The organism is Pandoraea captiosa (assembly GCF_902459775.1).
Classification (GTDB): Bacteria; Pseudomonadota; Gammaproteobacteria; order Burkholderiales; family Burkholderiaceae; genus Pandoraea; species Pandoraea captiosa.
In genome coordinates this window covers 122,258-141,048 of record NZ_CABPSQ010000011.1, presented here as the reverse complement: position 1 = coordinate 141,048, position 18,791 = coordinate 122,258, and the positions used below count along the sequence as shown (strand labels likewise).

Annotated in this window: 16 protein-coding genes and 2 tRNA genes; 8 read left to right on the top strand and 10 right to left on the bottom strand. The window is 64.4% G+C overall.

Annotated elements, in window-relative coordinates:
- The first annotated feature begins 106 nt into the window (after positions 1-106).
- Positions 107-183, top strand: a tRNA-Arg gene (locus PCA31118_RS22060).
- A gap of 141 nt (positions 184-324) precedes the next feature.
- Positions 325-401, top strand: a tRNA-Arg gene (locus tag PCA31118_RS22055).
- A 159-nt stretch (positions 402-560) separates the two neighbouring features.
- On the opposite strand, the gene PCA31118_RS22050 is transcribed toward PCA31118_RS22055, so the two are convergent.
- From PCA31118_RS22050 to PCA31118_RS22040, 3 genes are read right to left on the bottom strand one after another with little or no spacing between them, the layout of a single operon-like run.
- The gene (locus PCA31118_RS22050) at positions 561-2,045 is read right to left on the bottom strand and encodes an efflux transporter outer membrane subunit (protein WP_150627135.1); all 1,485 of its coding nucleotides are present in this window, start codon (positions 2,043-2,045) and stop codon (positions 561-563) included.
- A gap of 6 nt (positions 2,046-2,051) precedes the next feature.
- Positions 2,052-3,653, bottom strand: coding sequence for a DHA2 family efflux MFS transporter permease subunit (locus PCA31118_RS22045; RefSeq protein ID WP_150627134.1), 1,602 nt, complete (start codon positions 3,651-3,653; stop codon positions 2,052-2,054).
- Positions 3,646-4,983, bottom strand: coding sequence for an HlyD family secretion protein (locus PCA31118_RS22040; protein ID WP_150627133.1), 1,338 nt, complete (start codon positions 4,981-4,983; stop codon positions 3,646-3,648). Before PCA31118_RS22040 ends, PCA31118_RS22045 begins: the two co-directional genes overlap by 8 nt.
- Before the next feature lie 102 nt (positions 4,984-5,085).
- Here PCA31118_RS22040 and PCA31118_RS22035 point away from each other — a divergent pair, with 102 nt between their 5' ends.
- On the top strand, positions 5,086-5,838 hold the full coding sequence (locus PCA31118_RS22035; protein ID WP_150627132.1) for a CerR family C-terminal domain-containing protein: 753 nt from the start codon (positions 5,086-5,088) through the stop codon (positions 5,836-5,838).
- A 152-nt stretch (positions 5,839-5,990) separates the two neighbouring features.
- Here the strand turns inward: PCA31118_RS22035 and PCA31118_RS22030 are convergent, their stop codons facing one another.
- Together PCA31118_RS22030 and PCA31118_RS22025 are read right to left on the bottom strand one after the other, a co-directional pair.
- The gene (locus PCA31118_RS22030) at positions 5,991-7,457 is read right to left on the bottom strand and encodes an amino acid permease (RefSeq protein WP_150627131.1); all 1,467 of its coding nucleotides are present in this window, start codon (positions 7,455-7,457) and stop codon (positions 5,991-5,993) included.
- 218 nt (positions 7,458-7,675) lie between these two features.
- Complete coding sequence (locus PCA31118_RS22025; RefSeq protein ID WP_150627130.1) at positions 7,676-8,764, bottom strand: porin; 1,089 nt, start codon at positions 8,762-8,764, stop codon at positions 7,676-7,678.
- 277 nt (positions 8,765-9,041) lie between these two features.
- Here PCA31118_RS22025 and PCA31118_RS22020 point away from each other — a divergent pair, with 277 nt between their 5' ends.
- Both PCA31118_RS22020 and PCA31118_RS22015 read left to right on the top strand, forming a co-directional pair.
- Positions 9,042-9,515, top strand: coding sequence for an Lrp/AsnC family transcriptional regulator (locus PCA31118_RS22020; RefSeq protein ID WP_044456604.1), 474 nt, complete (start codon positions 9,042-9,044; stop codon positions 9,513-9,515).
- A 64-nt stretch (positions 9,516-9,579) separates the two neighbouring features.
- Entirely contained in the window at positions 9,580-10,767 is a 1,188-nt protein-coding gene (locus PCA31118_RS22015) for an alpha-hydroxy acid oxidase (protein WP_150627129.1), read from the top strand.
- 99 nt (positions 10,768-10,866) lie between these two features.
- Here the strand turns inward: PCA31118_RS22015 and PCA31118_RS22010 are convergent, their stop codons facing one another.
- Both PCA31118_RS22010 and PCA31118_RS22005 read right to left on the bottom strand, forming a co-directional pair.
- A complete protein-coding gene (locus PCA31118_RS22010; protein WP_150627128.1) occupies positions 10,867-11,298 on the bottom strand; it encodes a hypothetical protein in 432 nt (143 codons plus the stop codon).
- A gap of 119 nt (positions 11,299-11,417) precedes the next feature.
- Positions 11,418-12,380, bottom strand: a complete 963-nt coding sequence (locus PCA31118_RS22005) for a LysR family transcriptional regulator (protein WP_150627127.1) — start codon at positions 12,378-12,380, stop codon at positions 11,418-11,420.
- 324 nt (positions 12,381-12,704) lie between these two features.
- Here PCA31118_RS22005 and tcuC point away from each other — a divergent pair, with 324 nt between their 5' ends.
- The 3 genes from tcuC to PCA31118_RS21990 all read left to right on the top strand — a co-directional run bounded on the left by tcuC (position 12,705) and on the right by PCA31118_RS21990 (position 16,644).
- A complete protein-coding gene (gene tcuC / locus PCA31118_RS22000) occupies positions 12,705-14,021 on the top strand; it encodes an MFS transporter (RefSeq protein ID WP_150627126.1) in 1,317 nt (438 codons plus the stop codon).
- Positions 14,022-14,145: 124 nt separating this feature from the next.
- The gene (locus PCA31118_RS21995) at positions 14,146-14,886 is read left to right on the top strand and encodes a substrate-binding domain-containing protein (protein WP_174990564.1); all 741 of its coding nucleotides are present in this window, start codon (positions 14,146-14,148) and stop codon (positions 14,884-14,886) included.
- Between the two features lie 213 nt (positions 14,887-15,099).
- Positions 15,100-16,644, top strand: a complete 1,545-nt coding sequence (locus PCA31118_RS21990; protein WP_150627125.1) for an amidase — start codon at positions 15,100-15,102, stop codon at positions 16,642-16,644.
- On the opposite strand, the gene PCA31118_RS21985 is transcribed toward PCA31118_RS21990, so the two are convergent.
- From PCA31118_RS21985 to PCA31118_RS21975, 3 genes are all read right to left on the bottom strand, one after another.
- Entirely contained in the window at positions 16,598-16,843 is a 246-nt protein-coding gene (locus PCA31118_RS21985) for a DUF3820 family protein (RefSeq protein ID WP_150627124.1), read from the bottom strand. The genes PCA31118_RS21990 and PCA31118_RS21985 overlap by 47 nt on opposite strands.
- Positions 16,844-16,969: 126 nt before the next feature.
- Entirely contained in the window at positions 16,970-17,611 is a 642-nt protein-coding gene (locus PCA31118_RS21980; protein WP_150627123.1) for a LysE family translocator, read from the bottom strand.
- A 171-nt stretch (positions 17,612-17,782) separates the two neighbouring features.
- Positions 17,783-18,751 (bottom strand): ABC transporter substrate-binding protein, encoded by a 969-nt coding sequence (locus PCA31118_RS21975; RefSeq protein ID WP_150627122.1) that lies wholly within the window; start codon positions 18,749-18,751, stop codon positions 17,783-17,785.
- Between the last annotated feature and the right edge of the window lie 40 nt (positions 18,752-18,791).

Genomic DNA, 18,791 nt, shown 5'->3' with positions numbered 1-18,791 from the left:
CCGCATGGAAAGCCGGATGCGGCGGGCAAATCGGGGATATGACAAAAGATTTGCAAAAAACACTTGCGTGGCTCGTTGGTTTCTTACATAATTCTGTTCTCACAGCGCGGCTGTAGCTCAGTTGGATAGAGTACTTGGCTACGAACCAAGGGGTCGTGGGTTCGAATCCTGCCAGCCGCGCCACCTATTTCGAGGGTCTCCTCACGGAGACCCTTAGTTTTTCGGGAGAGTCCTTCCCGGTGACGTGCCGAGTGTCTTGCACCGGTGGCGTTGTCGAGAGGGATACGTCGACAGATTAGTCCGTCGGCATCTCGTGCAGTAAGTGCGGCTGTAGCTCAGTTGGATAGAGTACTTGGCTACGAACCAAGGGGTCGTGGGTTCGAATCCTGCCAGCCGCGCCAACTCAGTTGGCAAAAACGCTCCAGAGGCGAAAGCTTCTGGAGCGTTTTTCGTTTACCTCTTACCTTTCACCTCTTGCCTCTGGCTTCTTACGTCGTGCGGGGAGGTGGGGCACCGCGCTTGAGATGCCCGTCGTTCCCGCGCAGCTGACGCAACGAAGCTCAACCTGCCTTCGACTCAGTTGACTCGGACGACCCGGTCGAGCCGGTTGACTCCGTCTGCCATCCCAGGCCAAGCGCCTTTTGCAGTGTCACAAACGACTTGAGCAATTGGGCGTCGCCGGCGATGCGGTCCTGCTCGGCCGAAAAGCGCGTGCGTTCGGCATCGAGCCAGTCCAGCGTGCTGGCCGTGCCTGCGCGATAGCGCTGACGCGTCAACGTCGCTGCGCGCGATGCGGAGCCCTCCACGCTGCGCAACCGGTAGACGTTCTCGCGCTGATGTCCATAACGGGCAAGCGCCACGTCGGCATCGCGCAGCGCGGTGAGTACCGCACTTTCATACTTCGCCTGCGCCTGATCGCGGCCCGCCTTCGCGCCGTCTACGCCAGCCTGCACACGGCCGAAGTCGAGTACGTTCCATTGCAGTCGCGGCAACGTCATCCAACTGAAGTTGTCCTTGCGCACGAGATGGCCGGGGTCCAGCGCCGAATAGCCAAGCTCGCCCATGATCGAGAGTTTTGGAAACCAGTTTGCCGTCTGCACGCCGATCTGCGCATTCTGCGAAGCCAGGCGTCGCTCGGCGGCCCGAATGTCCGGACGCGCCTGCAACAACGCAGACGGATCGCCGATGGCGACCTTCGCCGGCACGCTCGGCAGCGCCTTCGATGTCTTCAGTTCGTCGTCCAATGCCCCCGGCGCGCGACCGGTAAGTAGTGCCAACTGGTCGAGCGATTCGATGACGTCTGCCTCCAGCGGCAGCACGCGCGACTGCGTTTGTTCGACTTGCGTGAAGATTCGCTCCACATCCAGTTCCGAGGCGACGCCGCCTGCACGGCGTTGGCGCGTCAGGTCGAGCATTTCGCCTTCCAGTTTCGCAGAGTCGCGTACCAGTGCGAGGCGGGCCTGCTGATCGCGCAGCGCGACGTAGGTCTGTGCCACCTCGGCGGCCAGTTGCACGTGGGCATCGGCAAGATCTTCGGACGCGGCGTCTGCGTCCGCGCCGGCGGCCTCCACCGCGCGGCGCGTGCCGCCGAACAGATCGATTTCCCAGCTCGCGTCGAAACCCGCGATGTAAAGATCGATCGGGCCGCGCCCACCGCCGCCGCCATTGCCGGTGAGTGCCCCCAGATCGGGCGAGCGCGTGCGCAGGGTGGCAAGGTCGACGGTGGCCTTCGGCAGCAGATCGGCCTGATGGCTGCGCAGGCTCGCGCGCGACTGCCGCACCTTCGCCTGCGCCGCACGAATATCCGGGCTGTGGGCGATGGCGTCGTCGATCAGTGCGGTGAGTTGCGGATCGTTCAGTGCCGTCCACCAGCGAGCGACACCGGGTGCGTGCGGCTCGACGCCTTCACCTGCATGGGCAAACGTGCCTCCGGTGCGAAGGGCGTCGCCCGCGACCTCGGGCGCACCGCGATAGTCGGGGCCGACGGTGCAGCCTGCAACGAGAAAAGCGGCCGCAACGGCCAGCGTTCTGAGATGAAAAGTCATGATCGATCAGTGCCCGCCGGAGGAGAAGCCGGCCGGTTGCTTGAGCATCAGGGCGAGCGGCACGCAAAGCAGCAGCGCGATACCCAATGCGTAGAAAGTCTCGGAAAACGTGATCACGCTCGCCTGTCGCGCGATCTCGGCAGCAAGCTGCGCGCTGGCCTGCAACTGCGCATGCACCATGTCGCCGGTTTGCGCGAAGAAGCCTGCGGCATTCGCAGACAAGTGTTCCTGTCCCATCGGATTGTTGGCGGTGAGCGACTCGCGAAGAATGGCGTCGTGATAGTCGGTGCGACGGTCGATGAGCGTGCCCAGCAGGGCCAGCCCGACCGAGCCGCCGAGGTTGCGCGCCATGTTGTAGAGTCCGGCGGCGTCGCCGGCATCCTGCGCGTCCACCGCCGCCATCGACGCCTGATTGAGCGGCATCATCGCGAGCATCTGTCCGACACCCCGCAGCAGTTGCGACAACGTGAAGTCATGGCCCACGCTTTGCGCCGTCAGATCGATGTCGAGCATGCAACTCGCGAAGAAACTCAACAGGCCGAGAATCACCAGCAGACGAATGTCGACGCGGCTGATGAGGCGCGGCAGGAACGGCATCATCAGAAACGCCGGTAGCCCGGAGAGCAGCATGATGTTGCCCGACTGCTGCGCGTTATACCCCGCAATGGTCGCGAGAAATTGCGGCAACAGATACGACACGCCGTACAGTCCGGCCCCGACCGTGAACACGATGTAAATCACGCTCGCATAGTTCTTGTTGCTGAGCAGCGAGAGCTTGACGATGGGCTTCTCGGCGGTGAACTGCGCGACCAGCATCATGCCGATGCCGATCACCGACAGCACCGACAGCCAGACGATCATGTGCGAGTCGAACCAACGCTCGCGCTGGCCTTCTTCGAGCACGACAGTCAGCGAACTCAGGCCGATCGCCAGGCCCACGATACCGAGCCAGTCGGCCTTGAAGAACGCCTCGAGGTTGGTCGGCTCGCGCTTCAGGCCGAGCATAAGCAGCGTCACGATCGCGGCCGAGAGCGGCAGATTCAGGAAGAAGCACCAGCGCCAGTTCGCATTCTCCGTCAGCCAGCCGCCGACCACCGGTCCGAGCAGCGGGCCGAGCAGCACGATCAGCCCGAACATCGCCATGCCGACGCCCATCTGGTGGCGCGGCAGGCGCGTTCGGATGATCATCTGCGCCGTGGGAATCATGGCGCCACCGGCAAAGCCCTGTCCGATGCGCCCGACGACCATTTCCGTCAGACTGCCCGACGCACCGCACATCATCGAGAACAGCGTGAAGAACACGGCGTTGAGCATCAGAAAACGCCGCAATCCGAGCACGCGCGTGAGCCACGCCGCGAGCGGAATCATGACGATTTCCGACATCAGATAGCCGGTGGAAATCCATGTGCCCTCGGTGCCGGAAGCGCCGATCTGTCCCTGAATCTGCGGCAGCGCCGAGTTCGTGATCGAGATATCGAGCGTGGCCAGCAGCGCGCCGAGCGCACCGGCCGCGACCGCGATCCAGTCCGACGCCGATGCATTGGCTGGCGTTGCTGCGCGAACCGGCGCGACCTGCGGGGCGTCGGCTGCGGCGTCCGACCTAGCCATGGCGGACTCCCGTGGGCGATGGGGCGGCATCGGCGTTCGATGGGGCGTTCATGACCGGATCTACACCGAAGCCGAGCGGCGCGCTCAGCGAGAGTTGTGCCGGCGCGTCCGGCGGCGTGGTCGCGTGTTTCGCGCGCGCCGGCGATGTCGCAGACGTAGCGGGCGTAGAGGATGCCGCAGCACCATGCGTGTCGACGTCGGCCGTGACCGAGAGACCCGGCAGCAGTACCGCGCGCATCGATTCCGGCGCGTCGAGTCGAATGCGCACCGGCACGCGTTGAACGATCTTCGTGAAGTTGCCTGTCGCGTTCTGCGCGGGCAGCAGCGCGAACTGCGAACCCGTGCCCGGCGACAGCGAATCGACGACACCGTGGATCCGCTCGCCAGGCAGGGCGTCGACATGAATGGTGACCGGTTGGCCGGGGCGCATGTGGCCGACCTGCGTTTCCTTGAAGTTTGCCGTCAGATAGACGTTCTGCACCGGCACGACCGTGAGCAGGCGCGTGCCCGGCTGGGCAAACTGGCCCACACGTACCGCGCGATCGCCAACGCGTCCGGCCAGCGTGCTCTTGACGACCGTGTCGGCGAGATCGAGCTCCGCCTTGCGCGCGCTCGCCTGTGCGACGGCCAACTGCGCCTTTGCCTGAGCAAGCGCGGCGGTGAGGGTATCCGTCTGACGCTCGGCCGACTGGAGGCTGGCTTCGTTGCTCTTGAGCGACGCTTGCGCGCGAGTGCTGGTGTTGCGCAACTCGGCCAGTCGTTCGTCCGTCTCCGCCCCCGTGGCCACGAGCGGCGCGTACCGCGAGACCTGACCGGCGGAGTACGCGGCATTGGCGCGTGCGCTATCGAGTTCGGCACGAGCCTGCGCGATGGCCGCTGCGTGCTGCGACAGCTCGGCCTGCGCGCGGGCGACATCGGCTTCGCGCGCAACGACGGTCGCGGCGGCTTCATCGTACGCGGCCTGATACTGACGTGCGTCGAGCCGCACCAAGGGCTGACCGACACTGACCGTCTCGTTGTCGCGTACGAGCACTTCCGTCACGTAACCACCGACCTTCGGCGCAACGGTCATGCTGTCGGCCTGCAGATAGGCATCGTCCGTGGATTCAATGAAGCGCCCCACGAACCACCAGTGCGCCCCCCATCCGAGACCGGCGACGACGCCCAGCGCCAGCGCGCCCAGCAGAATTCGCTTGCGACGCGGGTTCGCCGGCGGCGTTGTCTGGCCGGGCGTTCCGGTGTGTTCCTGCGCTTTGCCGGACGGGGCCTGCACCGGGCCACCCGGCGTCTTCACCGAATCGGAAGGCTTGACCTGTGCTGCGTTGGTCATGGGGATTTCCTCAAATTATTCCAGTTGGCAGAATTATTCCAGTTGATCGATTTATGTCAAGTGTTATATTTTTGACGAAAGTTTTTGCAAGCAAGGGGATACATGACAGGGACTTCACGTGCCGGGCGGGTTCAGAGCACTGCTGCGCGGCCGCGCCATGCGGTCGACACCGGGTATCAGCGTGGCGAGGAAACGCGTGCGCGCATCATCCTCGCGGCGATCAAGTGCTTTGGCGAGTACGGATTTACCGGCGCGTCCACGCGCGACATCGCGAACGCCGCAGGGGTGAACGCGCCCGCGCTTCAGTACTACTTCGATAACAAGGAAGGGGTGTACAAGGCGTGCGTCGAGTACATCCTGGAACTGGTGCTGGCACAGATGGGCGAAGCCATCGACGCGGCCGAGCGTGTCGTGGCCGACCCGAACGCCACCGACAAGCAGCTCATCGACGCCTTCTGTGAGCTTCAGCACCGCAAGGGCGGTTTCATGGAGAAGGGGCCCGAGATCGAAGGCTGGCACATGTTCATGGCACGAGAGCAGGCCGGGCTCGGGCCGGAAGCCGGGTTCAAGGTGTTTCACGAACGGTTCTCGAGCCGCCTCGCGTCGGTCGGCGCTAACATCGTGACGCGGCTCGCAGGCGTTTCCCCGAACGACGAAGCGATGCGTATTCGTGCGGTGTGCATCAGCACGCTGGGCATGGCGTTTCGCGTGATGCGTCGCTCCGTCGATTGCTCGATGGGGTGGGGCACCGAGCCGAACCCCGAGCGCAACCGGATGGTGCGCGAAGCCGTGCTGGAGCAAACGCGCTTTCTTCTGGAGCGCACCGTCAAGGAGCGCAAGGCCGCCGCGAAGTGAGCGGCAGGGCGGGCGGCAAGACAGCGGCAGGCCAGTGACGGGCGAGCCATGACGCATGGCTGAGCAAGCCAGGCCGTACCGCATGAAAAAAGGGGCACCGTGTACCGACCGGTGCCCCTTTCGCTTTGTGTCGACGCAGGCTCAGGACTGCATCATGCACGCGTCATCGTGCGTCCCTGTGGCTGGCCGTCGTGTTTGCGATACCAGAGGAAGTAGATGAGCAGCACGGCGACCACGAACGGCACGCCGAAAATCATCGTCATGCGGAACACGCCGGTGAAGAGCGTCGTGATCATGATGGCGGCCATCAGCCCTGCGCCGAGCAGCGTGAGCCACGGAAAGCCCCACATGCGAAATGCGAGCGGCGCGTGATGCTCGCGCCGCCATGCGCGGCGGAAGAAGAAGTGCGTGACGAAGATCATCATCCACGTGAGCATCGCGCCGAACATCGAAATCGCCATCATGAACGTGAACGATGACTCGGGGTACAGGAAGTTCACGAGCGTGGCGAGTGCAATGCCGAGCGTCGAGAGCAGCAGGGCGGCGAGCGGCACGCCGCGCCGGTTCACTTCGCCGAAGCGAGCCGGGGCGTAGCCGGCGCGCGAGAGCGAGAACATCATGCGCGTGGTGATGTAGAGCTGGCTATTCATCGACGAAAGTGCGGCAATCAGCACCACAAAGTTGATGACTCCGGCCGCCCCCGGAATGTTGATGGCCTGCATCGCTTTGACGAACGGGCTTTCGTCCTGACCGGCGGCAGTCCACGGCACGATGGCGAGCATCAGCGCGAGCGTGAGCAGATAGAACAACACGAGGCGCACGACGGTCGAGCGGAAGGCGCGCGTGACCGCGCGCTCGGGATTCTCCGCTTCGCCGGCGGCCACGGCGATCATCTCGATGGACAGATAGCTGAAGATCGAGATGATCACGGCCACCCACATACCCCAAAGTCCCTTCGGGAAAAAGCCGCCATGCGCGGTGTAGTTCGCAAACCCTGCCGGTGCATGCCCCGCGCTCGCGACCGAATTCGGGGCAATGAAGACCACGTACGCGCCGATGAAAATGAAGAGAACGATGGCCGTGATCTTGATGAGGGAAAAGCCGTATTCGATCGCGCCGAACAGATTCACCGACATGGCGTTCACCAGCACCAGCGCAGCGGAAAATCCTGCGACCCAATACCAGCCCGGCACTTGCGGGAACCAATACTTCATGTACACGGCAATGGCGCTCACTTCCGTGCCCACGGCGAGCACGATGCACGACCAGTAGGCATAGCGCACCAGAAAGCCTGCCCAAGGACCGATGTAGTGCTCGGCGTAAGCACCGAACGAACCCGATGTGGGGTGCGCGACCGTCATCTCGGCCAGGCACCCCATGAGCATGAGTGCGATCAGCGCACCGATGCCGTAGGAGACGAGCACGCTCGGTCCGGCGAAGCCGATGGCAAAACCGCTGCCGAGAAACAGGCCGGTGCCGATGGCGCCGCCAATGGCGATCATCGCCATCTGGCTGGCGGTGAGCGAGCGCCGCAGACCCTGCTCGCGCCGGGTGATGTGCGAGAAGTCGCGGGACTTGCCTGAAGACGAAGACTGAGGGGGCTGGGGAATACGCGTCATGTCAAACCTCTTGGACACCGTGGCGCGCATCCGGCGACGCACGCGATATCCACGTGAGTACTGCATTGCTTGCCATCGCCCGCCGGTGCGACGCCCACATACGCAAACGCCGGCACGAACGGGCCCCGCCGCCCCGGTGAGAGCCGGGGCGGGTCATACGAACCGCAAGACGCTGAAGTCTTCCGGTAGCAAAGGCGCGAGCGAGTCGCGCCTGCCGTTCAGAAGATGTGGCGGATGCCCGTGCCCACGCCGACTTGCGTCGAGTTGCCCGGCAGTTCGACGCGAGCGGCGCCGCTGACCTTGTTGTAGTCGACGGTGCCGTACAGTTGCGTGCGTCTGGACAGCGCGTACTCCGCGAGCAGCACATACGTGTAGCGACGGCCCGAACCGGCGTCGCCCGCCTGCGCGTTGATGTTCTTGATGTCGTCGAAGTACGCCGCGCCGGTAATGGCGAGGTTCGGCATGGCCTGAATGGTCGTGCCGAGATAGAACGTCATGTCCTTGCGCGGATTGTCGTTCAGGTTGCCGGTGGTGACCGAGTGGGCCGGATCGTTGAGCGTGCCGTCGAGCCAGCCGCTGCGATCGCGTCCGCCCATGTAGCCCACGAACACCTTGGCGATGGACACGCTGTAGATGCCGCCCAGCCCCCACATCTGCTGCACACGCTTGGCGGCGTCGCGCGCCTGCTGATAGACGCCAGCGACCTGGAACGGCCCCATCGCGTAAGCGGCGCGCGCGCCCCAGTAGTTGCTGGCGGCCATCGTACCGGCCGTGTTGCCGAAGCCGTAGGTCGCGCCCACCGACAGGCCGCCGAACGTGCCCGCATAGCTCACGGCGTTATCCACGCGCCCGCGCGTGATGTTGTACATCCAAGAGTTGTTCGCGTAGTTACCGATGGTGAGCGGATCGAAGTCGCCGTAGACGTTGAACGCCTCGGTCGCCTGGCGGCCGATCTTGATCGTGCCGTACTGGTTTTGCAGGCCGACAAACGCGTAACGATCGAACAGACGCGGGCTGTTCGCCAGCGTGCCGTTCTGCGGGTTGATGCCCGATTCCAACTGGAAGATGGCCTTCGTGCCGCCGCCCAGATCTTCCGATCCCTTGAAGCCGAAACGGCTGTTGGTGACGGCGCCGTTGGTGACTTGCCACAGGGCGCCGTTGTTGGCATTGGCATTCGTTTGATACCTAACGCTCTGATCGACGATTCCGTAGAGCGTTACGCTGCTCTGTGCTGCGGCGGTGCTGCTCAAAGCAAGGCCGCAAGCAGCCGAGAAAACGGCCAGACTGGCCGGAATTGCAGACTTCATGGGTCTCCTTGTTGCGTCTTTTAGACGTTTTATGAATGCGCATGAATGCGCTTTAAACGAATTCGCGGCTCCTTCCGATTTAGGAGACTGCGAATTCTTCTCGCACGACGGCTGCAATATCTGAATCGACCCGGCGCCGGAATGCCTCACCCATTCGGCCAGAGTCGAGGGCTATCATATCAACGCAAAATTTGAATTTGCTTGCTATTTCTATCAAGCAACTGGCGGGGAATCGAAGGATCTGCCAGAATCCCGGGAAACTTGATGGATTCTGCCAATGAACCTCGACCTTGCCGATCTGCGCATCCTTCGCCATCTGGAACTCAATGGCCGCATCTCCAACCAGGAGCTGGCGGACGCCGTTGGCCTGTCGCCGTCGGCATGCCTGCGTCGGGTGAAATTGCTCGAGGATCGGGGGGTGATTTCCGGATATCGCTGCATCGTGGACGCACAGCATATCGGTCTGGAGTTTGAAGCGCTAGTGCAGATCACGTTGCGTCCGGACGTCGATCAATGGCACGAAAAGTTTCTGGCCGCAGTGCAGAACTGGCCGGAAGTGGTCACGGCGCGCATCGTCACCGGCTCGGCTAATTACATCCTGACGGTAAGAGCGCGCAACCTCGCGCATTACTCCGACTTCATCGTCAACGAGCTGTACCGGGCACCGGCGGTAATGTCGATTCAATCGAACATTGTCCTGAAGACAATTAAACACACGCAGTCGCTCGTCGACCTCGTGAAGCAGAAATAAAAATCTAGAAGATATTAACTATTCTCGAATCGCGAGAATGCATTCTTAAAACAAGAGACGCAGCATGGCAGTGATTACCACCATCGAGGACTTGCGGGTTCTCGCACAACGGCGCGTACCGCGCATGTTCTATGAGTATGTCGATTCCGGCTCCTGGACCGAGTCGACGTATCGTGCGAATGCGGCGGATTTTGCCGACATCGCGTTCCGTCAGCGCGTTGCGGTCAACATCGAGCACCGCAGCACGCGCACGACGATGCTCGGGCAGTCGGTGGCCATGCCGGTAGCGCTCGCGCCCACCGGCATGACCGGCATGCAGCACGCCGACGGCGAGATCCTGGCGGCGCGCGCGGCTGAGGCATTCGGCGTGCCGTTCACGCTGTCGACCGTCTCGATCTGCTCCATCGAAGACGTGGCGGCGCACACGAAGGCGCCGTTCTGGTTCCAGTTGTATGTCATGAAGGATCGCGACTTCATCGAGCGTCTGATCGATCGCGCGAAGGCCGCAGGGTGTTCGGCGTTGATGGTGACCATGGACCTGCAAATCAGCGGTCAGCGTCACAAGGACATCAAGAACGGTCTGTCGGCCCCGCCGAAGCTCACATTGCCGAACATCGCCAACATGATGACCAAACCGCGCTGGTGCATGGGCATGCTCGGCACGCGCCGTCGCACGTTCGGCAACATCGTGGGGCATGCGAAGGGCGTGGACGATATCGGATCGCTCGCCACCTGGTCGGCGGCGCAGTTCGATCCGCGACTGTCGTGGGACGATGTCGAGTGGATCAAAAAGCGCTGGGGCGGCAAGCTGGTGCTCAAGGGAGTGCTGGATCCCGAGGATGCGCGCGCTGCGCGCGACACCGGGGCGGACGCCATCGTCGTGAGCAATCACGGTGGCCGTCAACTGGACGGCGCGCTCTCGACGATTCGTGCATTGCCGGACATCGTCGCGGCGGTCGGGCGCGATACGGAGGTCTGGCTCGACGGCGGCATTCGCTCGGGGCAGGACGTGATCAAGGCGATGGCGCTCGGGGCGAAGGGCACGCTGATCGGGCGTCCGTTCCTGTACGGACTGGGCGCGATGGGCGAGGCCGGTGTGCGCCGTGCGCTGGAGGTGATCGCGAAGGAGATGGACGTGACCATGGCGCTGACGGGCCGCACGACCATCGATCGTCTCGACCCGTCGATGCTCATTCCCGGCAGCTACCCGACCGGCATCGGCCCTTACCTGAACGAGCCGGGCAACCCGTAACGTTTTACGCGGTCGGGCAAAACGCCGCAGCGTCGCGCTGCGGCGATCCCGCCATTGTCGCTATTGTCGCCGTTGTCACCACTCGTCAGGCCAGTCGGATCAATGATGATGCTTGTGATGGCCGCGACGCTTGCCATGGTAATGACGATCGTCGTCATACGAACTGGAGCGGGACATGTTGCCGCCCAGCGCCGCGCCGGCGCCGCCGCCGACGGCCGCGCCGATCAGGCCGCCCGAGCGGCCGCCCATTGCATTGCCGGCGGCCGTACCCGCACCGCCACCCAACGCGCCACCGATGATCGCGCCCGTGCGTTCGCGACGGTTCGACGTCATGGCGCCACCGGCGCCACCGCCGACCGCGCCGCCCACCACTGCACCGGTACTGCCGCCCAGCGCGCCGCCAACGGCCGCGCCTGCCACGCCGCCCAGCGCACCGCCAAGGGCGTTATTCATATCACTGGCCATCGCCGTCAGGGAAGTCGTTGCAGCCAGCGTGGCAATCGCCACCATCGGGAAAATTCGCTTGAACATGAGTCTTGAAAGAGATTCGGATTGACGCGACGCAAGTATAAAGACGACCGACGCCGCCACCATCGCCGCATTGTTTCGCGCGGCGTAAGACAGGTAACAAAGTGTTTCCGCACGTGCAATCACGGCACGTCGACGCTAACCGCGACGTCGCCCGCGTCCGCCACCATGCCGCCCGCCCGCCGCCGCGCGGGCACCTTCATCTCCGCGACGAAGCGATACAGCTGTGCGGCGGCCGGGGAGAGCGCTCGCGCCTTGCTGCGGATCATGCCCACGCGCCGTGTGACCACCGGGTCGACCAGCGGCACGCTCGTGAGGACCGGATGGTCGGCGCCGGGCATGGCCATGGTCGGCACGGCGGCCACCCCCAGCCCGGCTTCCACCAGCCCGATCATCGTCGTGACGTGCTGCGTCTCGCAGATGCTGGGCGGACGCTGCGGCAGGCCGGTGAGCGCCTGATCGAGCAACAGACGATTGCCCGAGACCTTGCCGACGGTGATGTAGTCGTGCTCGTAAAGCTCACGCCAGCTCACCCGCTTCTTGCCCGCGAGCGGATGATCGCGACGGCACGCAGCGACATACCGTTCCTGCAACAGCAGCTTGAACTCGATGTTCGGCTCCTGGCTGCCGATGAAATTGAGGCCGAAGTCCGCGTCGCCGTTGACCACGGCTGCGAGCACCTCGTTGGCGCTCGCGTCCAGCACCGAGATCCGGATGCGCGGGAACGCCTTGTGATAGCGCGAGATGACCTGCGGCATGAAGTAGTAGGCGGCAGACGGCACGCAGGCGATCGTGACATGCCCCAGGCTCGACGAGGCCACGTCGCGGATGCCAAGCAACGCATTGTCCAGATCGTCGAGAATGCGCTCCGCATCGCGCGCGAAGGCGCGCCCGACGTTGGTCAGCGCCACGCGCCGCGTGCTGCGCTCGAAGAGTTTGACGCCCAGCGCGTCTTCGAGCTTGTCGATGCGGCGCGACAAGGCCGGCTGCGAGATATGGATCGATTCGGCCGCGCGGCGAAAGCTCGCGAGTTGCGCTACCGCGCGAAAGGCCTGCAAATCGTTCAGATCGAAGTTGATCGCCATGACATGGGGGGATGAATGCCGTTAGAACACCGGCGGTGTCCGGAAAAACCGGGAAACCCTTGATCGCACGGGGTGGCAAGCCGCGACGGCGCGGCCAGGAGTGTACCGTGTTACCGCTCGGTCGGTGCATCAGACATCCTACGATTGATAGCGTGTGCGCATCAATCCTTCCAAAACTTGCAATTCACAAGCGTGGAACTTCCGGCGCAACATTGGCGGCTTCAAAAAAGCGTCCGCGACGGCCCGACACGTCCCTGGCAGAGACGCATGCGACGATCATTTGCGGTCCTATCCCCAGGGCCGCAGGCAACACGGAGACAGCGCATGTCACAGCGCCCCAACGACGCAGTTTCGCGTCGCCCCTCAAAAGCCGGCGCAGTCCTGCGCGTCACGGCCGGCAATTTCCTCGAGCAGTTCGATTTCTTCCTGTTCGGTTTCTACGCGACCCAGATCTCTCGCGTCTTCTTCCCGACCGACAGCGAGTTCGCGTCGCTCATGCTGACCTTTGCCGTATTCGGCGCGGGCTTCCTGATGCGACCGCTCGGCGCCATCGTGCTGGGCGCTTACATCGATAACGTTGGCCGCCGCAAGGGTCTCGTCACGACACTGGCGATCATGGCAAGCGGCACGATCCTCATTGCGTTCGTGCCCGGCTACGAGACGATCGGCCTCGCCGCACCCGCACTCGTGCTGATCGGCCGCCTGCTGCAAGGCTTCTCCGCTGGCGCCGAACTCGGCGGCGTGTCCGTGTATCTCGCGGAAATCGCCACGCCGGGCCGCAAGGGTTTTTACACCAGCTGGCAGTCGGCCAGCCAGCAGGTCGCCATCGTCGTGTCGGCGGCACTGGGCTTCACCCTGTCGCTCACGCTGACCGCGCAACAGATCGCGTCGTGGGGCTGGCGCCTGCCGTTCCTCGTGGGCTGCCTGATCGTGCCCGTGATCTTCGTGCTGCGCCGCTCGCTGCAGGAAAGCGACGAATTCAAGCAACGCAAGCGTCACCCGTCGGTCAAGGAAGTGTTCCGTTCGATGGCGTCGAATCTCGGCGTCGTGATCGGCGGCACCATGCTCGTGGCGCTGACCACCACCGCGTTCTACCTCATCACCGTCTACGCGCCGACGTTCGGCAAGAGCGTGCTGCATCTGTCGAGCGCCGATGCGCTGCTCGTCACGCTGTGCGTGGGGGTGTCGAACTTCATCTGGCTGCCGGTCGGCGGCACGCTGTCGGACCGCATCGGTCGCCGTCCCGTGCTGCTGCTGTTTGCCGGTCTGACCCTGGTCACCGCCTATCCGGTGCTCTCGTTCCTGGTGCAGGCGCCGAGCTTCACGCGCATGCTGGTCGCGCTGCTGTGGCTCTCGTTCCTGTACGGCATGTACAACGGCGCCATGATCCCGGCACTGACGGAAGTCATGCCGCCGGACGTTCGTGTAGCGGGCTTCTCGCTGGCTTACAGCCTCGCAACCGCGCTCTTCGGTGGCTTTACGCCGGCGCTGTCGACCTACCTGATTCACGCGACGGGCGACAAGGCCGCGCCGGGCTACTGGATGAGCTTTGCCGCGCTGTGTGCGATCTGCGCGACGCTGGCGCTGTACCGTGGACGCCGGGGCGGGCAGGGCAGTCGCGCCGAACTGGCCGCCGGCTGATGCCGACGGTGACGAACGCGCAATCTTTACAATATTCACAATAACGAACAGAGACAACACCATGAAAGTCATTCCGATGGGACGTCTGCATCGTGCGCTGGGCCTGCTGAGCGCCGGCGTCGTTATGACGGCGCTGCTCGGCGCCGCCCCCGCCAGCGCGGAAGATCTGCGCGTGATGAACTCGGGCGGTTTTACCGCGGCGTACAAATTGCTGCTGCCGAAGTTCGAAGCGGCCAGCGGCGATCACGTCGACACGGCATGGGGCCCGTCGATGGGCAAGGCGCCCGAGGCCATCCCCAATCGGCTGGCGCGCGGCGAGTCGGCCGATGTCGTCATCATGGTCGGTTACGCGCTCGACGACCTGATCAAGGCGGGCAAGGTACGCCCGGATTCGCGCGTCGATCTGGCCGATTCACGTATCGGTGTGGTGGTCAGGGCGGGCGAGCCGGTGCCGGACGTCAGCACTCCCGAAAAGCTCAGGGCGGCGCTGCTGGCAGCGAAGTCGGTCGCGTATTCGGATAGCGCCAGCGGCGTCTATGTCGAGCGGGAACTGTTCAAGAAACTCGGCATTGCCGATCAGATGCAGGGCAAGGCCGTGATGGTCCAGAAGACGCCGGTGGCCGAGAAGGTCGCGGCCGGCGACTACGCGATGGGCCTGCAACAGGTCAGTGAACTGCTGCCGGTCAAGGGTATTGCCTACGCGGGCAAGATTCCCGAGTCGCTGCAATCGGTCACGCGCTTTGCCGGTGGCGTGCCGGTGGCGGCGCCGCATCCGGAAGAAGGCAAGAAGCTGCTCGACTACATGGCGGCACCCGCGGCGTCGAAAGATGTCGAGTCGACGGGGCTCGATCCGCTGGTGCACTGAGCGGTAGGGCATCGGCGATCCGCCGATCAGGGAAGTCAGGCGCGGTCCGATGAAAGTCGGGCCGCGCTTTTTTATGCGCGCCATTTTCGTTAATGTGTAAATAATAGGCGCCGACGCCGGCACGGCACGCAGGTTTGGTCGACAATGTCTGCCAGCAGGCGCGCATCGCGTGCACCGGATTGCATCCGCGCATCACCCGTCAAGGAGAGAGACATGGCCGCAGCGCCGAACACGCCAAACGTGCCGAATGAGCCCATTTCCCCCATTTCCCGGACGCCACGACATTCACTCGACGACATCGTCGCACTCGACGCGCTCGCATTGTCCGGCGCCATCCGCGAGCGGCGCGTGTCCTGTCGCGAGGTGATGCAGGCGTATCTCGGGCACATCGCGCAACACAACCCGACAGTGAACGCCATCGTGTCGCTGCGTGACGCCGACGCGCTGCTAGCCGAAGCCGACGCGCGCGACCGCCAACTGGCCAATGGCGAGTATCTCGGCTGGATGCACGGCATGCCGCATGCCGTGAAGGACATCGCGTCCTGCGCCGGCCTGCCCACGCGCAAAGGCTCACCGTTGACCTCCGAGGCGCCGGATACGCAGGACAGCATCAGCGTGTCGCGCATTCGGGCGGCGGGGGCAATCTTCATCGGCAAGACGAACGTCTCGGAGTTCGGGCTCGGCTCCCATAGCTACAACCCGGTGTTCGGTACGACGCGCAATGCCTACGACCCCTCGCGCATCGCGGGAGGCAGCAGCGGCGGCGCAGGCAGCGCGCTGGCCATGCGCATGTTGCCGGTGGCCGATGGTAGCGACTTCATGGGCTCGCTGCGCAACCCGGCGGCATACGGCAACGTCTACGGTTTCCGGCCATCGCAGGGCCGTGTGCCTTATGGCCCCGCGGCGGAAGTGTTCGTTCAGCAAATGAGTACCGAAGGTCCCATGGGCCGCACGGTCGCCGATGTCGCGCAACTGCTCGCCACCCAGGCGGGCTACGACGCTCGCAGCCCGCTATCCATTGCGGGCGACGCGTCGCACTTCCCCGGCGCGCTCCGACGCAACGTAACGGATGTGAAGGGCTGGAAGGGCGTGAAACTTGGCTGGCTCGGCGACTACGGCGGCTATCTGCCGATGGAAGACGGCGTGATGGCGCTTTGCGAGGCGTCGCTGAAGGATTTTGCGGCGTTGGGGTGCGAGGTAGAAGCCTGCGCGCCCGACTTCGCGCCGCAGCGGTTGTGGCAGACCTGGCTGACGCTGCGTCACTGGATGGTCAACGGCTCGCTCGGTGAGTTCTACGCCGACCCGTCACGTCGCAGCAAGCTCAAGCCCGAGGCGCAGTGGGAGGTGGAAGGCGGAGAAGGACTGCGTGCGACCGATGTGTTCCGCGCCTCGGTCGACCGTAGCGAGTGGTACCGCTCGCTGGCTCGGCTCTTCGAGCGTTACGACTTCCTGCTGCTGCCGAGCGCACAGGTTTTTCCGTTCGAAGCCGAGACGCACTGGCCGAAGGCTGTCGCTGGCCGGCCGATGGATACGTATCACCGCTGGATGGAGGTGGTGATCGGGCCGACGCTGGCGGGGCTTCCGGCGATCAGCGTGCCGGTCGGGTTCGATGCGCGCGGTTTGCCGATGGGCATGCAGATCATCGGCCCGGCGCAGGCCGATCTCGCCGTGCTGCAACTCGCGCATGCGCATGAACAGGTCACGCAGTGGGTCAGCCGCCGTTTGCCACCGACGCTTGCCGCGCGCGCAACGGCTTGAGCAGATCGCCGAGCGCGTTGTGGTCGATCTCGTGCATCAGCGCGAGCAGGCGGCCGATATCGCCCGGCGGGAAGCCCTCCCGGGCGAACCAGCTCAGGTAGTTCCCGGGCAGGTCGGCAATCATCGTGCCCTTGTGTTTGCCGTAGGGCATGGGCGTGGTTACGAGACGCATCAGCGCGTCGGCGTCGAAATCGAGCATGGGCGAACGTGTGTGCACGGCGCCTGGCGCCGGACGGCCAAATGCCGTCAGGCTGTCAGGGCGGAGGGACGTAGGGCGTCACCCTAGCACAGCCGAAGACGGTTCGTCCTCCGGAGGGCTTGCCGCTCACATACGCGAGGTCAGCAACTGCCACCCGGCGGTGCCGAAGACGACCGCGAGGCATCCGTCCAGCCCGCGGCGAATCCGCAGATAGACACGCCGCGCGGCGCGCGTGGAGAAAAGCATGGCGTAGCCGCAGAAGATCGTAAGGCCGAGCGTCGCGCAACCGGGCACGACTGCCACGGGCAAGGTGCCGTCCGGCCCCGACGCCAGCGCCACGACCGACATCCAGCCGAGCACGGCCTTCGGGTTGGTCAGGTGCAGGAGCGTGCCGCGCAGATAAAGACGCCTGAGCGACAGGTTGCCGTTGGCATCCGTCGGTACGAACGTCGCCGAGGACGAGGGCCGCAACGCAGCGCGCCCCGACTTGAAGGCCAGCCACAGGAGATACGCACCGCCGAAAATCTTGAGCGCGACCAGGAATTGCGCGTATGCCAGCAGCGTTGCGGAGATCCCGAGCATCGCGACCATCGCCCAGAAGAGCGAGCCGGACATCACCCCGAGCGCAAACGTGAGCGCCGGGCGTCGACCGTGATTGGCCGCAATGGACATGATCGCCAGATTGCTCGGTCCCGGGCTGGCGGCATTGACGAAGTACGCCGTGAAGGCGATCAGAAGATGGGTGTCGAGCGTGGCGTTGGCGATCATGGCGAGCCTTGGAACCCGTGTGGCAAGGACGGAAGAGCCCCCAGTGTCCGGGCGCCTTGCCGCAGACGCCAGAGACACTTCTCGCTATTCCCGCCGAGCCACTTGGCGTCGACCGTGCCACCGACTGAACCGCCTACTGAAGTGCCGACTGAACCGCCGACCGAGCCTTGGTCAGACCTTGATGGGAAAACGCCGGTCGAACGTCGGTTTGACGTCGAGCGGTTGACGCAACAAACCGACTTGCGAGTAGAAGTCCGCCGTGCGCTGTTGTTCGGCGATGAGCGCATCGTCGATGTTGAGCCATTTCGTCGCACGTCGCGAGAACTGAAGCTTCGCGGCTTCGGGCGGAATACCGATGATGCGCGCCATGGCGGCGGAGAATGCGTCGACATGCTGATACGACCAGACCTGGGCGCGCACCACACGCGCGAGGAAGTCGCGCAGCACTTCCTGTTTGGCGGCGAGAGCGGCATCCGTCGCCGCGAGATAGCTCAGCCCTGACCAGAGGCTTCGCCCATTGACGAGCACGCGTGCGCGTCCGGTCGTCTCGGCCACCGCCGTGTAGGGCTCCCACGTCGCCCAGGCGTCCACCGACCCGCTCGCGAGCGCTGTCACCGTGTCGGCCGGGGGCAGGAAGCGGAAGTTGACGTCGCTCGGCGACAACCCCGCCGCCGTGATGGCCTTGAGCGTGACGAAATGGCCGATGGAGCCGCGCGTCGTTCCGACGTTTTTGCCCTTGAGATCGGCTGCGGTGCGCAGCGTCGAGTCCGGGCGCACCAGCACGGCGGTGCCGTAAGCGTCCGATCGGTTCGCGCCGACGATCTTGATCGCGGCACCGGAGGACAACGCGAAAATCACGGGCGCATCGCCGATCGGACCGCAGTCTACCGCGCCGGCGTTGAGCGCTTCGGCCAGCGGTGCTGCCGCCGGGAATTCCGTCCACTGGATGTCGTAGGGCAGTTGCCTGAGTTCGTCGGCGGCTTCGAGCAGCGCGCGCAAGCCCCCTTTCTGATCGCCGGCTTTGAGCACAGGACGGCCGGATTGCGCAAAGGACGCGCCGGGCAACGCGAGCGTGGTGAGCGTGCCAGCGGCGCTGGCGGTCGTGACGTACTGCAGGAAGCGGCGTCGGGAAATCGTCATGGTGTGGAGCCTGTGGTGGATCGGAATCGGAATCGGAATC